The 17,331-nt window shown below is 74.1% G+C and carries 7 protein-coding genes; 6 read left to right on the top strand and 1 reads right to left on the bottom strand.

The window, feature by feature from the left end; genetic code table 11:
• The first annotated feature begins 2 nt into the window (after nt 1-2).
• From ACFWP2_RS15950 to ACFWP2_RS15930, 5 genes are all read left to right on the top strand, one after another.
• On the top strand, nt 3-6,350 hold the full coding sequence (locus tag ACFWP2_RS15950; protein ID WP_380451397.1) for a beta-ketoacyl synthase N-terminal-like domain-containing protein: 6,348 nt from the start codon (nt 3-5) through the stop codon (nt 6,348-6,350).
• An 86-nt stretch (nt 6,351-6,436) separates the two neighbouring features.
• Nucleotides 6,437-8,275: a glycoside hydrolase family 15 protein gene (locus ACFWP2_RS15945; RefSeq protein ID WP_380451395.1), complete on the top strand. Its 1,839-nt coding sequence runs from the start codon at nt 6,437-6,439 to the stop codon at nt 8,273-8,275.
• A gap of 401 nt (nt 8,276-8,676) precedes the next feature.
• Entirely contained in the window at nt 8,677-10,827 is a 2,151-nt protein-coding gene (locus ACFWP2_RS15940; protein ID WP_380451393.1) for a PEP/pyruvate-binding domain-containing protein, read from the top strand.
• A gap of 178 nt (nt 10,828-11,005) precedes the next feature.
• Nucleotides 11,006-12,361 carry an acetyl-CoA carboxylase biotin carboxylase subunit family protein gene (locus ACFWP2_RS15935; RefSeq protein WP_380451391.1) on the top strand — a complete coding sequence of 452 codons (1,356 nt, stop codon included), beginning with the start codon at nt 11,006-11,008 and terminating at the stop codon, nt 12,359-12,361.
• A gap of 44 nt (nt 12,362-12,405) precedes the next feature.
• On the top strand, nt 12,406-13,536 hold the full coding sequence (locus ACFWP2_RS15930) for a nucleotide disphospho-sugar-binding domain-containing protein (protein ID WP_380451389.1): 1,131 nt from the start codon (nt 12,406-12,408) through the stop codon (nt 13,534-13,536).
• Between the two features lie 98 nt (nt 13,537-13,634).
• Here the strand turns inward: ACFWP2_RS15930 and ACFWP2_RS15925 are convergent, their stop codons facing one another.
• Entirely contained in the window at nt 13,635-14,192 is a 558-nt protein-coding gene (locus ACFWP2_RS15925; RefSeq protein WP_380451387.1) for a TetR family transcriptional regulator, read from the bottom strand.
• Between the two features lie 132 nt (nt 14,193-14,324).
• On the opposite strand from ACFWP2_RS15925, the gene ACFWP2_RS15920 reads away from it, so the two are divergent.
• Entirely contained in the window at nt 14,325-17,171 is a 2,847-nt protein-coding gene (locus ACFWP2_RS15920; protein WP_380451447.1) for an AAA family ATPase, read from the top strand.
• The last annotated feature ends 160 nt before the right edge of the window (nt 17,172-17,331 follow it).

The following is a 17,331-nucleotide window of genomic DNA, read 5'->3' as shown; positions in this document are numbered from 1 at the left end:
AGGTGCAAGAGCTGATCCTCCGTCACGCAGCGGATCGCGGGGACAAGACCGCGTTCGCCGATGCCGACGGCGCGGTGGACTACGGCGAACTCGCCCGCCGTACGGCCCGGGTGGCGGGCAACCTGCGGGTGGAGCGCGGCGGCCGGGTGGCGCTGTGCCTGTCCGGCGGGGTGCCCGCCGTCACGGCGACGCTCGGCGTGAGCCGCGCGGCCGCGGTCGGGGTGCCACTCGACCCGCGCAGCGGCGAGGACGGCCTCCGGTTCCGGATGGAGGACAGCGGCGCCGCGTTGGTGGTCACCGACCGCGAGCACCTGGCGCTGGTCCGGCGGGTGGCCGGGGTCCGCGTGGTGACCGTCGACGAGCTGCTCGCGCCCGCCCGTACCCGGCCGCGTGACGACCTCGCAGCGGACGAGCCCGCCTGGCTCCACTACACCTCGGGGACCAGCGGGGAGCCGAAGGGCGTGCTGTCGACGCAGGGGGCCTGGCTCCGGTCGGCCGACCACGCCTACCGGGGACTTCTGGGCATGACCGGCGAGGACCACCTGCTCTGGCCGCTGCCGCTGTTCCACGCGTTCGGGCACTCGATGTGCGTGGTGGGCGTGCTGGCGCTGGGCGCGAGCGCCTACGTGATGGACCGCTTCACGGCGGACCGGGCCGCCGACCTGCTGCGCCGGACGCCGTTCACGGCCCTGGGCGGCGTGCCGACGGTCTTCGCCCAACTCCTGGACGTCGGGGCGCCGTTGCCGTCGCGCTGCCTGTCCGCGGGCGCCCCGCTCCCGGAGGAGCTGCGGACCCGGTTCCGCCGCGCGTTCGGCCGGGAGCTGCACGACGGCTACGGCAGCACGGAGGCGTCCGGGAAGATCGCCGTCGACGGCGTCGTCCTGCCCGGGATCGACACCCGGTTCGTGAACGGCGAGATCCGGCTGAGGCTGCCCGGCGCCGAGGGATGGCTCGCGACCGGGGACCTCGGCCGGGAGGAGGACGGCCGACTGGTGGTGACCGGGCGGGCGAGCGAAGTGATCATCAGGGGCGGGGAGAACATCCACCCGGCCGAGATCGAGCAGGTCCTGGCCCGCTGCCCCGGCGTCCGGGACGTGGCGGTGACGGGTGAGCCCGACGCGGTGCTCGGCGAGGTACCGGTCGCCTACGTGGTGGGCGGCGTGGATCCGGCGGCGCTGCTGGCCTCCTGCCGCGGCCTGCTGCCACCGCACCGGGTGCCGCAGGAGGTCCGCCCCGTCAGCCGGATCCCGCGGACCTCCTCGGGCAAGCCGGTGCGGCGACGGCTCCGCCACCAGTACCTGCTCGACGTGGTCCGGCGGGAGACCGCGGGGATCACCGGCCGGTCGCCCGGGGCGGACCAGCCGTTCGCCGAAGCCGGCCTGGACTCGCTCGGCACCGTACGGCTGCGGGACCGGCTGGGCGCGGACCTGGGCGTCGCCCTGCCGCCGTCCCTGGTGTTCGACCACCCCACGCCCCGAGCGGTGGCCGACTACCTCACGGGCGCGGCCGCCGGCCCGCCACCGCCCGCCCGCAGGGCCACGGCCACCGAGCCGATCGCGATCGTGGGCATGGCCTGCCGCTACCCCGGCGGGATCACCGGCCCCGAGGACCTCTGGCGCGTGGTCGCCGCGGGCCAGGACACGATCACGGACTTCCCCACCGACCGGGGCTGGCCCCTGGACGAGCTGTTCCACCCGGACCCGGACCACGTCGGCACCAGCTACGTCACGCGCGGGGGCTTCCTCGAAGGCGCGGCCGACTTCGACGCGGCGTTCTTCCGCATGTCGCCGCGCGAGGCCCTGGCCACCGACCCGCAGCAGCGCCTGCTGCTGGAGACGGCCTGGGAGGCGGTCGAGCGGGCGGGCATCGCGCCCGAGTCGCTGCGCGGCAGCAACACCGGGGTGTTCGTCGGCGTGATGTACAACGACTACGCCAGTCGCTTCCGCGGCGCCGCACACCCCCTCCAGGCCCAGATCGCGCTGGGCGCGGCGGGCAGCGTGGCCTCGGGGCGGATCGCCTACACCCTGGGGCTGCACGGCCCCGCGCTCACCCTCGACACCGCCTGCTCCTCCTCGCTGGTCTCCCTGCACCTCGCAGCAGACTCCCTGCGGAGCGGGCAGTGCGACCTGGCCCTGGCGGGCGGCGCGACCGTCATGGCCACACCGGACAGCTTCGTCGTGTTCAGCCGGCAGCGCGGCCTCGCCCCGGACGGGCGGGTGAAGCCCTTCTCCGCGGCCGCCGACGGCACCGCCTGGTCGGAGGGGGCGGGAGTGCTGCTCCTCGAACGGGTCTCGGACGCGCTGCGCAACGGCCACCCGGTCCTGGCCCTGCTGCGCGGCTCCGCGGTCAACCAGGACGGGGCGTCCAACGGCCTCACGGCGCCCAGCGGCCCCGCCCAGGCGGCGGTGATCCAGCAGGCCCTGGCCGACGCGGGGCTGACCGGCGCCGACGTGGACGTGGTCGAGGCCCACGGCACCGGCACCGCCCTGGGCGACCCGATCGAGGCGGCCGCGCTGCTCGCCACCTACGGCCGGGACCGGGACGGGTCGGCTCCCCTCCTGGTCGGTACGGTCAAGTCCAACCTCGGGCACACCCAGGCGGCCGCCGGGGTCGCCGGTGTGATCAAGACCGTGATGGCGATGCGGCACCGCACCGTGCCCGCCACGCTGCACGTCGACGAGCCCACGCCCCGGGTCGACTGGTCGGCGGGCGCCGTGCGCGTGGTCACCGAGCCGACGCCCTGGCCGGCGGCTCCTCACCGGCCGGGGCGGGACCGCCCGCGCCGGGCCGGGGTGTCGGCCTTCGGGATCTCGGGGACCAACGCCCATGTGATCGTCGAGGAGTACGAGCAGCTGCGGGTGGCGTTCCTGTTCCCGGGGGAGGGGGCGCCGCGGCACGGGACGACACGTGGACTCGCGGCCGGGTACCCGGTGTTCGCCGCCGCCTTCGAGGAGGCGTGCGCCCAGCTGGATCCGGTGGATCCGGTACGGAACCCCGGGCCGCGGGAGGCGATCGGCACCGACCGGGCGGATCGGGCGGATCGGGCGGATCGGGCGGGCCAGGCGGACAGGGCGGACCGGGCGGCCCTGTTCGCCCACGAGGTGGCGCTGTTCCGCCTGCTGGAGTCCCGGGGGTACCGCCCGGACGCGCTGATCGGGCACGGCGCCGGGCAGATCGCGGCGGCTCACGTGGCGGGCGTCCTGTCCCTGCCCGACGCGGCGAGGCTGCTCGCCGCCCACGGGTCGTCCCGGTTCGCGGAGGTGGCAAGGAGCCTGACGTACCACCCGCCGCTCGTTCCGGTCATCGGCGCCCGCCCGGACGATCCGGAGCACTGGGCGCGGCGCCTGCACGAGACGGCCGGCCTCGCCGACCACGTCGCCACCGTCGACGGCGCCGCCCTGGTCGACCTGGGCCCGGGCGACGCGCTCGCCGCGCTCGGCGAGGGCGTCATCCCCACCACCGACCCCGAACGGGCGGCGGCCCGGCTGCGGGGCACCCGCGCCTTCCAGCGCCGCCGCTACTGGCTCGACCGCGCCGCCGAGCACCCCCTGGTCGAGTCGACCGTCGTCGTGCCCGGTTCCGGGGAGGTGGTGTGCACCGCCGACCTCACCCCCGTGTGGCTGCTCGACCACGTCGTGGACGGAACGGCGATCGTGCCCGCCACGGCGATCCTGGAACTGGTGCTGTACGCGGGGGAGCGGGCCGGCTGCGGCACCGTCGACGACCTGGTCCTGCACACGCCGATGCGCCTGCCGGAGACCCGGCGCGCCGAGATCGTCGTACGCCCCGGGGTCGACGGCGTCCGGCCGTTCGAGGTGCACGCGAACGGAGTCCTCCGCGCCAGTGGCCGACTGGACTCCCGCCCCGCACCGCCGGTGGACACCGGTCCGTGGCCCCCGCCGGACGCCGAGGAACTCGCCGTCGACCACGCCGAGTACGGACCCGCCTTCCGCGGGCTGTCCAGGGTGTGGCGCCGCGGCGACGAACTCTTCGGCGAGGTGCGCGGGGACTTCCCGGACGCGGGGCGCTTCGCGCTCCACCCCGCCCTGCTCGACGCGGCGCTGCACCCGGCGCGGCTGCTCACCGACGGAGTGCCGTTCGCCCTGCGCGGGGTGCACCTGCTGGCGCGGGGCGCCACGGGGCTGCGGGTCCGCATCCGGGAGGGGCGGATCGACGTGGCCGATCCGGAGGGCCGGCCGGTGGCGTGCGTCGAGTCGCTCGTGGTGCGTAAGGTCGGGGCTGAAGTTTTCGGAACTCCCTTTGCTCGTAAGGCTGTTGCCCGTGAGGCCGGGACCGGCCGCGGCGCGCTGTATCGCCCGGAGTGGCACCGGACCCCGGGGCGGCCGCACGGTCGGGTCCATGAGGTGCGGCCCGGCGACGCGCCCGCCGCCCTGACGCTGGCTCTGCGGGAGTTGCAGGCCGGCCACGAACACCTCACCGTCCTGGTGCGGCCGGGCGATCCGGCCGGAGCGGCGGTGGCCGGACTGGTCCGGGTCGCGCAGACCGAGCACCCCGGCCGGTTCGCCCTGGCCCAACTGATCGACGGGCAGACCGAGTTCGTGTCCGAGCGGGCGAACCTGGCCCCCGTGCCGGGCGGCACCTTCAGCTGGCGCGGCACCGTCCTGGTCACCGGCGGCGGCGCGCTGGGCCGGGCCGTCGCCGAGCACCTGCGGGCCGAGGGGGTGCGCGTCGTGGTCGCCAGCCGCAGCGGCGAGACCCGCCTGGACGTCACCGACCGGGCGGCACTGGCCGCACTGGTCGACTCGATCGAGGACCTGCGGGCCGTGGTGCACACCGCCGGGGTGCTCGACGACGGTGTCCTGACGTCGATGACCCCGGCCCGGATGGCGACGGTGTGGCGCCCCAAGGCCGAAGCCGCCTGGCATCTGCACGAGTTGACCGCGCACCGGGACCTGGACGCCTTCGTGCTGTTCTCCTCGGCGTCCGGTGTGCTCGGTCACGCCGGACAGGCCAACTACGCGGCGGCCAACAGCTACCTGGACGAACTCGCCCGCCACCGGCGGAGGTTGGGACTCCCCGCGCTGTCGCTGGCCTGGGGCCCGTGGACGGTCGGAATGATGGCCGACCGGACCACCGGCGCCGGCCTGCTGCCCCTCACCCCCGCCGAGGGCGTGGCACTCCTGGAGGCGGCGCTGGGCACCGACGAGCCGGTCCTGGTGCCGATCGCCTTCGACCGCCCGGAGCTCCCGGAGCTCCTCCCGGACCGCCCGCAGCGGCCGGAACCATCCAGCATGCCGCGACCGACCGCCCCGCGACCGACCGCGCCGCGACCGACCGCCCCGCGACCGACCGCCCCGCGACCGACCGCGCCGCGACCGACCGCCCCGCGACCGACCGCGCCGCGACCGACCCCGCCGGCCGGCACCCTGGAGATGGTCTGCGCCGAGGTCGCCGCGATCCTCAGCTACCCGGACGTGGATCCGGACACCCCGATCCCCGACCTCGGGTTCGACTCGCTGACCTCCATCGAACTGCGCAACCGGCTGGAGGAGCGGACCGGCCTGCGCCTGCCCGCCACGGTGGTGTTCGACGCCGCCACGCCCAGGGCCCTCGCCGAGCAGCTGCGTCCGCCGCCGCCCCCGGGGTCGCTCGCGTTCCTGTACCGCAAGCTGTGCGAGCTGGGCCGGTCCCGGGAGGCCATGCACCTGCTCGTCTCCGCATCCTGGGCGCTGCCGTCGGCGGAGACCCTCCCCTCCCCGGCCCCGAAGAGGCTCGGCGACGGCAACGGCGAAAGCAACGGCGGAACCGACGGCGACGGCCCGGCCATCGTCTGCTTCCCCGCCTTCGCCTCTCCCCCCGGGGAGTACACCCTCCTCGCCCGGCACCTGCCCGGCCTCTGGGTGCTCCCGCACCCGGGGTACGACGGCGGTCCCGTCCCGCAGGACGTGGAGACCCTCGTCCGGGCCCATGCCGCCTCCATCGAGCGGCTCGACCGCCCGGTGGTGCTCCTGGGCCGTTCCACCGGCGGTCTGGTCGCCCGAGCCGTCGCGGACCGCGTCGCCGCCGAGGCGGTGGTGCTGCTGGACACCCACCCCGTCCGCGACGAGGAGCGGCTCACCGCCCTGGCGGTGCGTGGCGCGACCGGGCTCGACGAGCCCGGCCTCGCCGCGATGGGCGCGTACGCCCGGATCTTCCTCGACCGCCAGGAGCCGGAGCCGACGGTCCCGACCCTGCACCTGCGCGCCGGCGACGTGCCGGGCGACCACCACTCGATCCTCGACGAGCACGTGGCCACGACGGCGAAGGCCGTCCGGGACTGGCTCTCCCGGACCCTGCCGCCCCTCGTGTCCCGGCCGGAACGACCCGCCGCCCCCCGACACGAGGAGTGACCCGGAACAAGGCCCACGGCGGCGGCGTTCCAGTCTCCACGGGCACCGCCGCCCGGTGCCCACGCCGCCGCGGTAGGGAGGCCGGTATGGCACCGCAGGATGCCGGATTCGGGAGCGCGGGCGGCTCGCGCTACCTGCCGATCGCCGAGCACGGCCTGATCGGCGACCTTCGATCCGCCGCGCTGGTGGGGACGGACGGCACGATCGACTGGTACTGCTGCCCGCGTTTCGACGCCCCCAGCGTCTTCGCGTCCATTCTCGACGCGGACCGGGGCGGGTCGTTCGAGCTGACCGCGGACGTGCCGACGCGCACCCGGCAGTTCTACTTCCCCGACACCAACGTGCTGATCACCCGGTTCTTCTCCACTGACGGGGTGGCGGAGATCCAGGACTTCATGCCGGTCGTGGACGAGTCGCGCGAGGCCGGTCGGCACCGGCTGATCCGGCGGGTGGTCTGCGCGCGGGGAACGCTTCCGTTCAGGGCGCGGGTGGCTCCCCGGTTCGACTTCGGATCCGCACCGCACACCGTGAGCCTCCGGTCCCACGAGGCCGTCTTCGAGTCCCCGTCGCTGGCGCTGGCGCTGACGTCCACGGTGCAGCTCGAACGCGACGGCGTGGACGTGTGGTCGAACTTCAAGCTCCTCGAAGGCGAGTCGGCGGTGTTCGCCCTCGACCGCGTCGGCGGCGACGTCGCCCCGAGGGCGTGCCCCCGGGCCGAGGCGGAGGACCAGTTCGCGGCGACGGTGCGGTTCTGGCGCCACTGGCTGGCCGGTTCCCGCTACCACGGGCGGTGGCGCGAGATGGTGCACCGCTCCGCGCTGGTGCTGAAACTGCTCACCTACGCGCCGACCGGTGCGATGGTGGCCGCGCCGACGACCAGCCTGCCCGAGCGGATCGGCGGCGGGCGCAACTGGGACTACCGGTACATGTGGGTCCGCGACGCGGCCTTCTGCGTCTACGCGATGCTCCGGCTGGGCTTCACCGCGGAGGCCGAGGCCTTCATGGGCTTCCTCTCCGAGCGGGGCGTCCTCCGGGGCGGCGGCGGTGCCTCCGGGCCGCTCCAGATCATGTACGGGATCGACGGGCGCAGCGACCTGCCCGAGCGCGAGCTGTCCCACCTGGAGGGGTACCTGGGGTCCGCCCCGGTGCGGGTGGGGAACGCCGCCACCGGCCAGCTCCAGCTGGACATCTACGGAGCGCTGATCGACTCCGTCTACCTGTACGACAAGTGGGGGCAACCGATCAGCAGCGATCACTGGGACGAGGTCGGTGCCGTGGTGGACTGGCTCTGCGACCACTGGGACCAGCCCGACGAAGGCATCTGGGAGACCCGGGGCGGCCGGAAGGACTTCCTGTACTCGCGGCTGATGTGCTGGGTGGCGATCGAGCGGGCCATCCGGATGGCGAACCGGCGCGGGCTGCCGGCGGACCTTCCCCGCTGGCAGCGGAGCCGGGACGCGATCTACCGGCAGATCATGCGACGCGGCTGGTCGGCCGACCGCCGGGCGTTCGCCCAGAGCCTGGGCGACGACGTCCTCGACGCCTCCGTGCTGATGATGCCGCTGGCCAAGTTCATCTCGCCCAGCGATCCCAAGTGGCTGACGACCCTGGACGCGCTGGGCGCGGAACTCGTCTCCGACTCCCTGGTCTACCGCTACGACCCGGAGGCCAGCCCCGACGGTCTGCGCGGGGCCGAGGGCACCTTCTCGATCTGCTCGTTCTGGTACGTCGAGGCCCTCGCCCGAGCCGGACGCGTGGAGGAGGCCCGGCTGGCCTTCGAGAAGATGCTCACCTACGCCAATCATCTCGGCCTGTACGCCGAGGAGATCGGGCCGACCGGTGAACAGCTCGGCAACTTCCCCCAGGCCTTCACCCATCTCGCGCTGATCAGCGCCGCTTTCAATCTCGACCGCACGCTCGGCTGACCTGACGGCCCGGAGGCCGTCGTCGTGCGCTGGCGGGACAACGCCAATTCGCGGAAAGTCCACCAGAGCGGGTGCACGGTGTTTCGCGGGGCGCAGGAAGAGGGAAGTCCAGAGGTGAACGAACCCGCCAGGGGTCGTACAGGAATCAATGGTTCCGGAAATCATCGATCGCACCCATTGAGTGCGGGTCACCCCTCGCTGTGACCTTTGCCACAGCCTGATGCGGAATTGCGGCTTCCTTGGCGGCACTTTTATGGCCGGATCAGTTCGGGATGGCCAAATTCACGTGATCATTCGTCAAACGTTCATACTGGTGGCACTGTGTGCGTGGTCGTACCCGACCCTTCTGCAACAGTTGTGCACGGATCGTGCACAAGATGACGAATGGCTGAACTGTGCGCATGACCCGTTCGGATCGCAACGACGCGACCACGCGGCCCCGCTTCTTAGGCGAAAAGCTCACCCTTGAGGAGTTCTCCAGGCTCGCCGGCCAGGTCGGGGGCTATCCCTACGTGAAGATCGTGCTCGACTGCGACGAGTCGGTGCTTCACTTCATCGACAGTGCCGACGGCACCCTCCACGTCCGCTACATCGCGTGCGAGATCCTCGGCATGTCGATCGACGAACTGGCCCGCGAGCTCGACGCGTTCAACGACCGCGTCTACCGGGATCCGGATCGCCGTTTCTACCTCGGCACCCTCGCCCGCCACACCCGTCGCGCCACGGAAAGCGCCGAAAGCGCCCCAAGTGCCGGAATCGCCCCAAGTGCCGAAAGCGCTGAAATCGCCCAAGGCGCCGAAAGCGTCGAAAGCGTCGAAAACGGCGACGAGACCGACACTTTCCTCTCCCTGGAAACGGTCGACGTCGACACCATGTCCCAGGACATGCTGCGGTTCTTCTACCACCGCGTGCGCGAGCACATCGACCCGTCGCTGCGGCTGGTCCTCAAGCCCGCCGGTCACCGGCAGGAGGGCTACCTGGCCGGCATCCCGGAGACCGAGATACCGCGCGTCCTGTCCCACGAGCTCTACTCCGCCGCCTCGTTCGTGCCGCTGAACCCCGGGACGGCCCACGGGCGGCTGCGGGTGTTCCGCTCGGAGGAGGAGTACCGGGCCGACCCCGAGCCGCTGGAGTGGCACGACATCGTGGTGATGCCCCGGGTGCCCGAGGACATCCCCCGGGTGTCCGGCATCATCCACACCGAGCACACCACGCCGCTCTCCCACATCAACGTGATGGCCGCCGGATGGCGCATCCCCAACGCCGTCGGCATCGAGGCCTTCGACCGGATCGACCGCGCCGGACTGGCCGGCCGGTGGGTGCGCTACCGGGTCGAAGCCGGCGGCGCGGAGCTCCTCCTCGAAGCCGCTGCGCCGGGCGGCGGCCACGAGGACGGTCGGCCGATCCCGCCGGCCGACCGCATCACCGTGGACCGGCCCGACCTCGCGCCCACACCGGTCACCCCGCTGTCCGAGCTGCGCGCGGGGGACCACGTCCGCTTCGGCACCAAGGCCGCCAACCTCGGTGAACTCACCCACCTGCTCCAGCACGGCTCACCCCGCTGGCTCGGCTTCTACCAGGTGCCCCGGCCGCCCCGGGACAACCTGCTGCGCTACCTGGCCCGGCAGCTCGGCCTCCCGGAGGACGCGGACGAGGCCGAACTGAACGCCGCCGCACAGCTCCTGGTGAAGGAGTACGCCCAGGTGCCGCGCGGGATCGTGCTGCCGTTCTCCCTCCAGCAGCGCTTCCTCGACTCCTCGGCGGAACTCCGGGACGCCGTCGACCGGCTCGACGAGCGGCTCGATCACCGGCTCGATGACCGGCCCGACTCCGGGCTCCGCGAGCAGACGCCGGGGACCGAGGAACTCTGCCTCGACGTCCAGCGGCTGATCCGCAGCACCCCGCTGCCCGAGCCGATCCGTACCGAGATCGACCGGGCGATCGACCGGCACCTGTACGGCGCCCCCGTCCAGGTCGTCCGCAGTTCCTCCAACGCCGAGGACCTGCCCGGCTTCTCCGCCGCCGGACTCTACGAATCGGTGGCGCACGTCAGCGGCACGGACGCGGTCCTCGACGCGGTCCGGGAGGTCTGGGCCTCGCTGTTCTCGCCGCGCGCGGTGCTGCTGCGGCGCCAGGCGGGCATCCCCCTGGACGACTGCCGGATGGGCGTGATCGTCCAGGAGCAGGTCGGGGCGACCGTCGGCGGCGTCCTGGTCACCTGCAACCCGCTGAGCCCGCAGGACTTCCGCAACGTCTACCTCAACATTTCGCCGCGCTCGGTGACCGAGGTGGTCACCGGACAGGGTGCCCCGCTCCAGTACCTGTGCAACACCATGGAGGGCGGAAGCCGGACGGTCTCGCTGGGCACCGCCGCCGCCGATCTCGACGCCCCGACCAAGGAGCTCGTGCGCCGACTGGCCCTGATCAGCAGGCTGTTGCAGTCGCACTTCGCACCCGACGAGACGTACGGGGCCCCGGTCGACATCGAGTGGGCGATCGAGGGCGACCGGGTCGACCTGCTGCAACTGCGCCCCTTCCACACCGCCGGCTGACGCGGCCGGAGCCCGCACGGGCCCGCGGGCCGGTGATCCCGCGGGCCCGCGGCGCCGCGATCCCGCGCGCCGGCTGTCCCGCGCGCCGGCTGTCCCGCGCACCGGCTGTCCCGCGTGCCCGCGATCCCGTGGTCCCGCGCGTCCGCGCACAAGTAAACTTCCTTCAGGAGAAAGCACGTTGAACAAGATCCTGTACGTCTACGTCAAGGGCGGAGCCCCGCTCGAGTACGCCTTCCCGCGCATCGCCGCCTGCGGGGAGCTGCACGTCCTCGCGCTGGCGCCGCTGCCCACGACCGGGGAGGAGGTCTGGCGGCCGAGCTGTACCGGCGTCGAGCTGGTGCTCGACGCGCCGCGCGGGGACGACCTGGTCGAGCTGATCGTGGAGCACGCGAAGGCCATCGGGGCCGACGCGGTGCTGACCCTCTCGGAGTTCGCGGTGCTGGCCGTCGCGCACGCCGCGAGCCGTCTCGGCCTGGCCGGTGCGGGGGAGGGGATCGTCCGCGCCCGGGACAAGCGGCTGATGCGGGAGGCGTGGGCCGCCGCCGGGGTGCCGATCCCCGGATTCCGCCGGGTCGACAGCCTCGCGGACCTCGACGGCGCCCTGGCCGACTTCACGCCCCCGCTGCTGCTCAAGCCGGCCTGGGGCGCCGGGTCGGTCGCCCAGATCGTGCTGGACTCGCCCGGGGACGCCGCCCCGGCGTGGGCCGAGATCGAGCGCGGTCTCCAGGCCGGCAGCCGGGTCGGCATGAACGAGCTCCACGCCGCGGACACCGACCGGGACCGCCTGGTCGAGGAGATCGCCCAGGGCTCCACCGAGGGCTGGTACGAGGAGCCGGGGTACGGCGACTACGTGAGCGTGGAGGGGATCGTCGCGGACGGCGTCTACCGCCCGCTGGCGATGACCGCCAAGCTGCCGACCGTGCCGTCCTTCGTCGAGGTGGCCAGCACCTCGCCCTCCGTCATGGCGGTGCCGCTGCAGCGCCGGATCGAGGAGGTCTCGCGGCAGGCCGTCGACGCGCTCGGGCTGGAGAACTGCGGCACCCACACCGAGCTGAAGCTGATGAAGGACGGCGAGCTGGTGGTCATCGAGACCGCGGCCCGGTTCGGCGGCCTGCTGACGACCAGGCAGGTCCACGAGGTCTTCGGTCTCGACCCGATCGGCATGCTGGTCCGCCAGCTGCTCGGCGAGCGGGTCGAGTACCCCGAGGCCATGCTCACCGACGGGCTCAGGGCCGCCGCCTCGCTGGCCGTCGTCCCGGCCGACGCGGCGGGCGTGCCCTGGCGGAGCAGCCCGGTCTGGAACCCGCAGGCCGTGGACTGGCAGAGCCTGCTGTCCCCGGGCAGCACCATCGAGGCGATCCCCGCCTTCGCGATGCCGGCGGGCCGGACGGTCCCCGCCTTCGACCCGTCCGCGGGGTCGCGCAACTGGCTCGGGGTCTACCTGCTGAGCGCCGTCGACGCCGCGACCCTGCAGCGCGACTGCAACGCCGTGCTGAACGGCCTGGAAGCCGCCCTGCACCGGGCCGCCTCCTGAGCCGCCGCAGCCGTTCCCCCCATCCCGACGACCGAGGTTCCCTCATGCGTGTACTGTTCGCCGGCGCCCCCGGCATCGGCCACCTCTTCCCGCTCGTCCCGCTGGCCAGGGCGATGCGCGGACTCGGCCACGAGGTCGCGGTGGCCTCGATGGACGGTGGCGAGGCCGTCGCCGGGGCCGGGCTGCCGTACCTGTCCATCGCGCCGGGGGTCGACTGGCGCAAGGAGATCAGGGAGGCCGGCCGCACCCGGCGGCCCGACCTGATGCGGCGGGTGGTCGAGAGCAACTCGGCCGACCGCGAGGCCTTCGTCCCGCTGGCCGCCCACGTCAACAGCCGGGTGGCCGACGCGATGGTCGAACTCGCCGCGGGGTGGCGGCCGGATCTGGTGGTGTACGACTACCAGTTCCCGGTGGCCCTGCTCGCGGCGACCCGCCTGGGCGTGCCCGCGGTCCAGCACGACCTGGGATTCGTCCGCACCCCGAAGCTGCGCGCGCTGATGCTCGCGGAGATGGCGGACACCTTCGCCCGGCACGGGATCGACCTGCTGCCCGAACCGGCGGAGACCATCGACCTCGCGCCGCCCAGCATGGCGGGGCAGGAGCGGTACGGCCGCACGATGCGGCCCGTCGCGTACAACGGTGAGGGCGCGCTCCCCGACCAGCTGGCCCTGCCGGCCCACCGCCCGCGCGTGGCGGTGACCCTGGGCACCGTCCCGCCCAAGACGGACGGCCTGACCCGGATCGAGCGGGTGATCGAGGCGGCGGCCGACGTCGACGCGGAGTTCGTACTGGCGACCGGCGAACTCGGCCTCGGCACCCTCGGCACCCTGCCGGACAACGTCCGCGGGTACGGCTGGGTCCCCTGGCGGGAGCTGCTGGGGACCTGTGCCGCCGCCATCCACCACGGCGGCAGCGGCACCGCGCTCAGCGCGCTGGACGCGGGCATCCCCCAGCTCGTCCTGCCCGACGGGTCCGACCGCTTCATCACCGCCGACGCGGTGCGGGAGCGGGGAGCCGGACTCCGCGCCTCCGCCGAGGACATCGCCCCGGCCCTGCTGGAGCAGCTGCTCACCGACGACACCCTGACCCGGGCCGCCCGCGAGGTCAGCGCCGAGATCGCGGCGATGCCGACCCCCACCGCCGTGGCGCAGCACCTCACCGGCCTCGTCGGCTGAGGCAGCCCGCAGCCCCCGCCCCCTGCCAGGTCGGCCTCGGCCTGGCAGGGGGCGGCACCGTCCGCTTCGCCGAGGGCGGCCGACCCCGGCCCGCGGGCTCATTCCACCAGCGCGGTGGCGATGCGGCGGATCGTCTCGCGGCGCTGCGCCCGGTCTTCGAGGCCCATCACGGTCAGCACCTCCGGGTTGGCCGCCGCCCACAGCATCGCGACGTGGGCGAGCAGGGAGAACAGCACCTGGGGCTCGAACCGGGTCGAGATCAGGCCCCTGGCCTGCGCCTCGGCGACGACGGCGCTCCTGGCGCGCACCTCGGCGACCCCGAGCTCGTTGAGGGTGTCGCCGCGCTCCAGCCGCTGCCAGGTGATGATCCGGGGCATGTCCGGGTACTCGGCGTAGAGGTCGCTCAGGCCGGCCGCGAACCCGGGCAGGTCCTCCACGTCGACCGGTACGCCCTCGACGATCTGTTCGACCAGCTCGTTCCAGACCGCGTCGAACAGTCCGGCCTTGTTCCCGAAGTAGTGGTAGATCTGCGCCTTGTTGCTCCGCGCGGCGTCGGCGATGCGGTCGACGCGAGCGCCGTTCAGTCCGTGTGCGGCGAACTCGGCCCGGCCGGCCTCCATGAGTCTCCGCTTGGTGGCTTTGGCGTCGCGCTCCATGCGCCAGCTCCTAACTAACCATTTACTTGACAGCTCAACCACGACACAGTCTAATCAACTAACCATCCAGTTGAGAACGCTGGTGCGCCTCGGGGGCAGGGGAGGGAACGGAGCTTGGAACCGGGCATGGTGATGGTCGGTCGGGACCGCGAACGGGCGCGGCTGTCCGCGTTCGTGCAGGCCGTCGACGGGCAGGCCCTGGTGCTCAGGGGGGAGGCGGGAGTCGGCAAGAGCGCCCTGCTCGACCTGGCGGTGCAACTCGCGGTCAGGGAAGGCCACCTGGTGATCCGTGCGACCGGAGTCGAGGCGGAGAGCGAGCTGCCGTACGCCGGGCTGCACCAGCTCGTCTACCCGCTGCTCCCGGACGGCGGACCGTCCGAGGGCAGGCAGCCGGACGCCGAGGTCCGGGCGGCGCTCGACGCCGTGTTCAGCCGGACGGGCGCCCCGCCGCCGTCGGTCATGGCCCTCGGCATCGCCGTCCTCGACCTGCTGTCCTCGACAGCGGCCAAGCGGCCGCTGCTGCTCGTCCTCGACGACGGCCAGTGGCTGGACGACGCCAGCGCCGAGGTCTGCGGCATCATCGGCCGCCGGCTGGCCGGCAGTCCCGGGGTCAAACTCCTGGTGGCCGTCCGGGGCGACATCCCCTCGCGGTTCGACACCGCGGCGTTGCCGGAGATGCCGGTCGGCGCGCTCGCGGACGCCACCTGCCTGCTGGACCGGCACCACCCGGAGCTGGGCAAGCAGTTCCGCGCGATCGTGCTGGACCAGGCCCGCGGCAACCCGCTGGCCCTGGTGGAGCTGCCCGCCCACATCGCCGCCCGCCACGGCGGCCAGGGGCCGGACGACCTCCTCGGCGGGCACGACGTGTCGCTGCCCCGGCGGATCCAGGAGATCTACGCCGCCCGCCTCGCGCGCCTCGGCGACAGCGTCCGGGCGGAACTGCTGACGGGCGCCCTCGACGGCGCGACGGTCAGGTCCGGCGACGGTTCGGCCCCGAGGACGGGGCGGTACCGCATGCGCGGCGTCGAGGAGGCGGTCGCGTGCGGTCTGCTGGTCGTCGAACCGGCCTCCGGCGACCTCGCCTTCCGGCACCCGCTCGTGCGGACGAGCGTCGTCCAGCTGGCCACGATGGATCAACGCCGAGCCGCCCACCGGGTGTTGGCCCACGTCCACCGGGAGGACCCGGAGCGGCGCGCCCTGCACCTGGCGGCCGCCACCGTCGACCCCGACGAGGACGTGGCCGCCGTCCTGGAAGCCGCGGCCCGGTCGGCCACCCGGACCGGCGGCGCGCTCATGGCGGTGTCCTGGCTGACCCGCGCCGCCGAGCTGAGCGAGAACCGGGCCGACCGCTCCAGGCGGCTCGGTGACGCGGCGTTCGTCGCCGCGCAGGCGGACCGCCTCGGCCAGGCACACGGCCTCGCGCTGGCCGCGTCCGCGCACGGCTCGGAGGACGACCCCGCCGCCGTCCTCGCCAACGGCTACCTGGCGCTGTACCGGGACGGCGACGTGTGGGCCACGCACCGCCAGGTCGCGGCGGCGGTGGAGCGGCTGTGCGACGGAGGGGCGGCCGACCGGCCCGGCATCGACCGGCACCGCTCGGACCGGCCCGACGCCGACCGCGACGACGAGGTGCTCAACCGGCTGGTGGGCCTCCTGCTCGCCGTCAGCCAGTACGCCGGGAGCCGCAGCGCGTGGGAGCGCACCCACGAGGTGCTCGCCTCCCTCGGCGACCCCGGCGGCGTCGGCGCCCTCGCCTCCCTCGGCGACGCCGCCACCGAGCGGGCATCGATGTACGGCGGCACCTGGAGCGACGTGGTCCGGCACGGCGCCGGCTGGTCCGAACCGGTGGAGCGGGCCGCGGCGGGCCTGGAGGACCAGGAGCCGTGGGACGTCACGCGCCTGGCCGTGTCCGCCTACCACCTCGACGTGCTGAGCCCGCTGCGCCCGCACCTGGAGCGCATGGTGGACCGCGAGCTGGACACCGGCGCGGCGTCCAGCGGCATCGTCATGCTGCACCTGATCATGCTCGACCAGACGGCGCTCGGTCAGTGGGAGGCCGCCGAGCGCACCGGACGCCGCGCCCTGGCCCTGGCCGCCGAGCACGGCCACGCCCTGTTCGCCTACCAGACGCGCGCCTACCTGGCCCAGCTCGCCGCCGTGCGCGGCCGGGTGAAGGAGGCGCGCGACCTCCAGACCGCGGTCGACGCGTGGGCCCGCCCGCGCGCCATCGGGTTCCTGACCCAGATCGCGGACGCCGTCGGCGCGACCACCGCACTGAGCGCCGGCGACCACGAGACCGCGTTCCTCCACGCCATCGGCATCACGGCACCGGGCGCGTTCCGGCCCTACGCCCACCAGGCGTCGCGGACCCTGCTCGACCTCGTCGAAGCCGCCCTGGGCACCGGACGCGAGGAACAGGCCCGGGCCCACGCGCTGGCCGCGCGCGACGCCGGCCTGCCCGACATCTCCCCGCGCCTGGCCCTGCTCACGTACGGGGTCCTGGCGATGACGGCCGACGACGAGGAGGAGGCGGCGGACATGTACGCACGCGCCCAGTCCCACCCGGCCGGCGAGCGGTTCCCGTTCGAGCTGGCCCGGATCCGGCTGGCGCACGGGATCCGGGTGCGCCGCACCCAGGGCGGAGCGGCGGCCCGCGCGATCCTCGCCCCGGCGGCCGAGACCTTCGACCGGCTCGGCGCCACCGCGTGGGCGGAGCGGGCCCAGGCCGAGCTGAGGGCCGCCGGGGTCGCGTCCCGCGCCCCGGCGCCCGCCGCGGTGCCGCTGACGTGGCAGGAGCGAAGGGTCGCCGAACTGGCCGCCGGAGGCCTGACGAACAAGGAGATCGGCGAGCAGATGCGCCTGTCCCCCCGTACGGTCAGCGCCCACCTCTACCGGGCCTTCCCCAAGCTGGGCATCACGACGCGCGCCGCCCTCCGCGACGCCCTGACCAGGATGGGCGACTGCCTCTCGGTGCCCTGACCCCGGCCCGTCGGCTCCGTCGGCCCCCGGGGCCGGGCGCCCCGGGGGTGATGCCCGGCGACAGGTGCGCCGGGGCCGCGCGCCCGGCCGCGCGCCGGGCAGGCCGACGACCCCCGGCCTATCCTGGCGCAAGGGGCCCGAGAGATCCGGTGGAGCACTG

It is taken from the genome of Kitasatospora sp. NPDC058444 (assembly GCF_042721415.1).
Classification (GTDB): domain Bacteria; phylum Actinomycetota; class Actinomycetes; order Streptomycetales; family Streptomycetaceae; genus Kitasatospora.
Note: the sequence above shows the minus strand (reverse complement) of the source record. Positions and strands in the feature narration are given on the sequence as shown.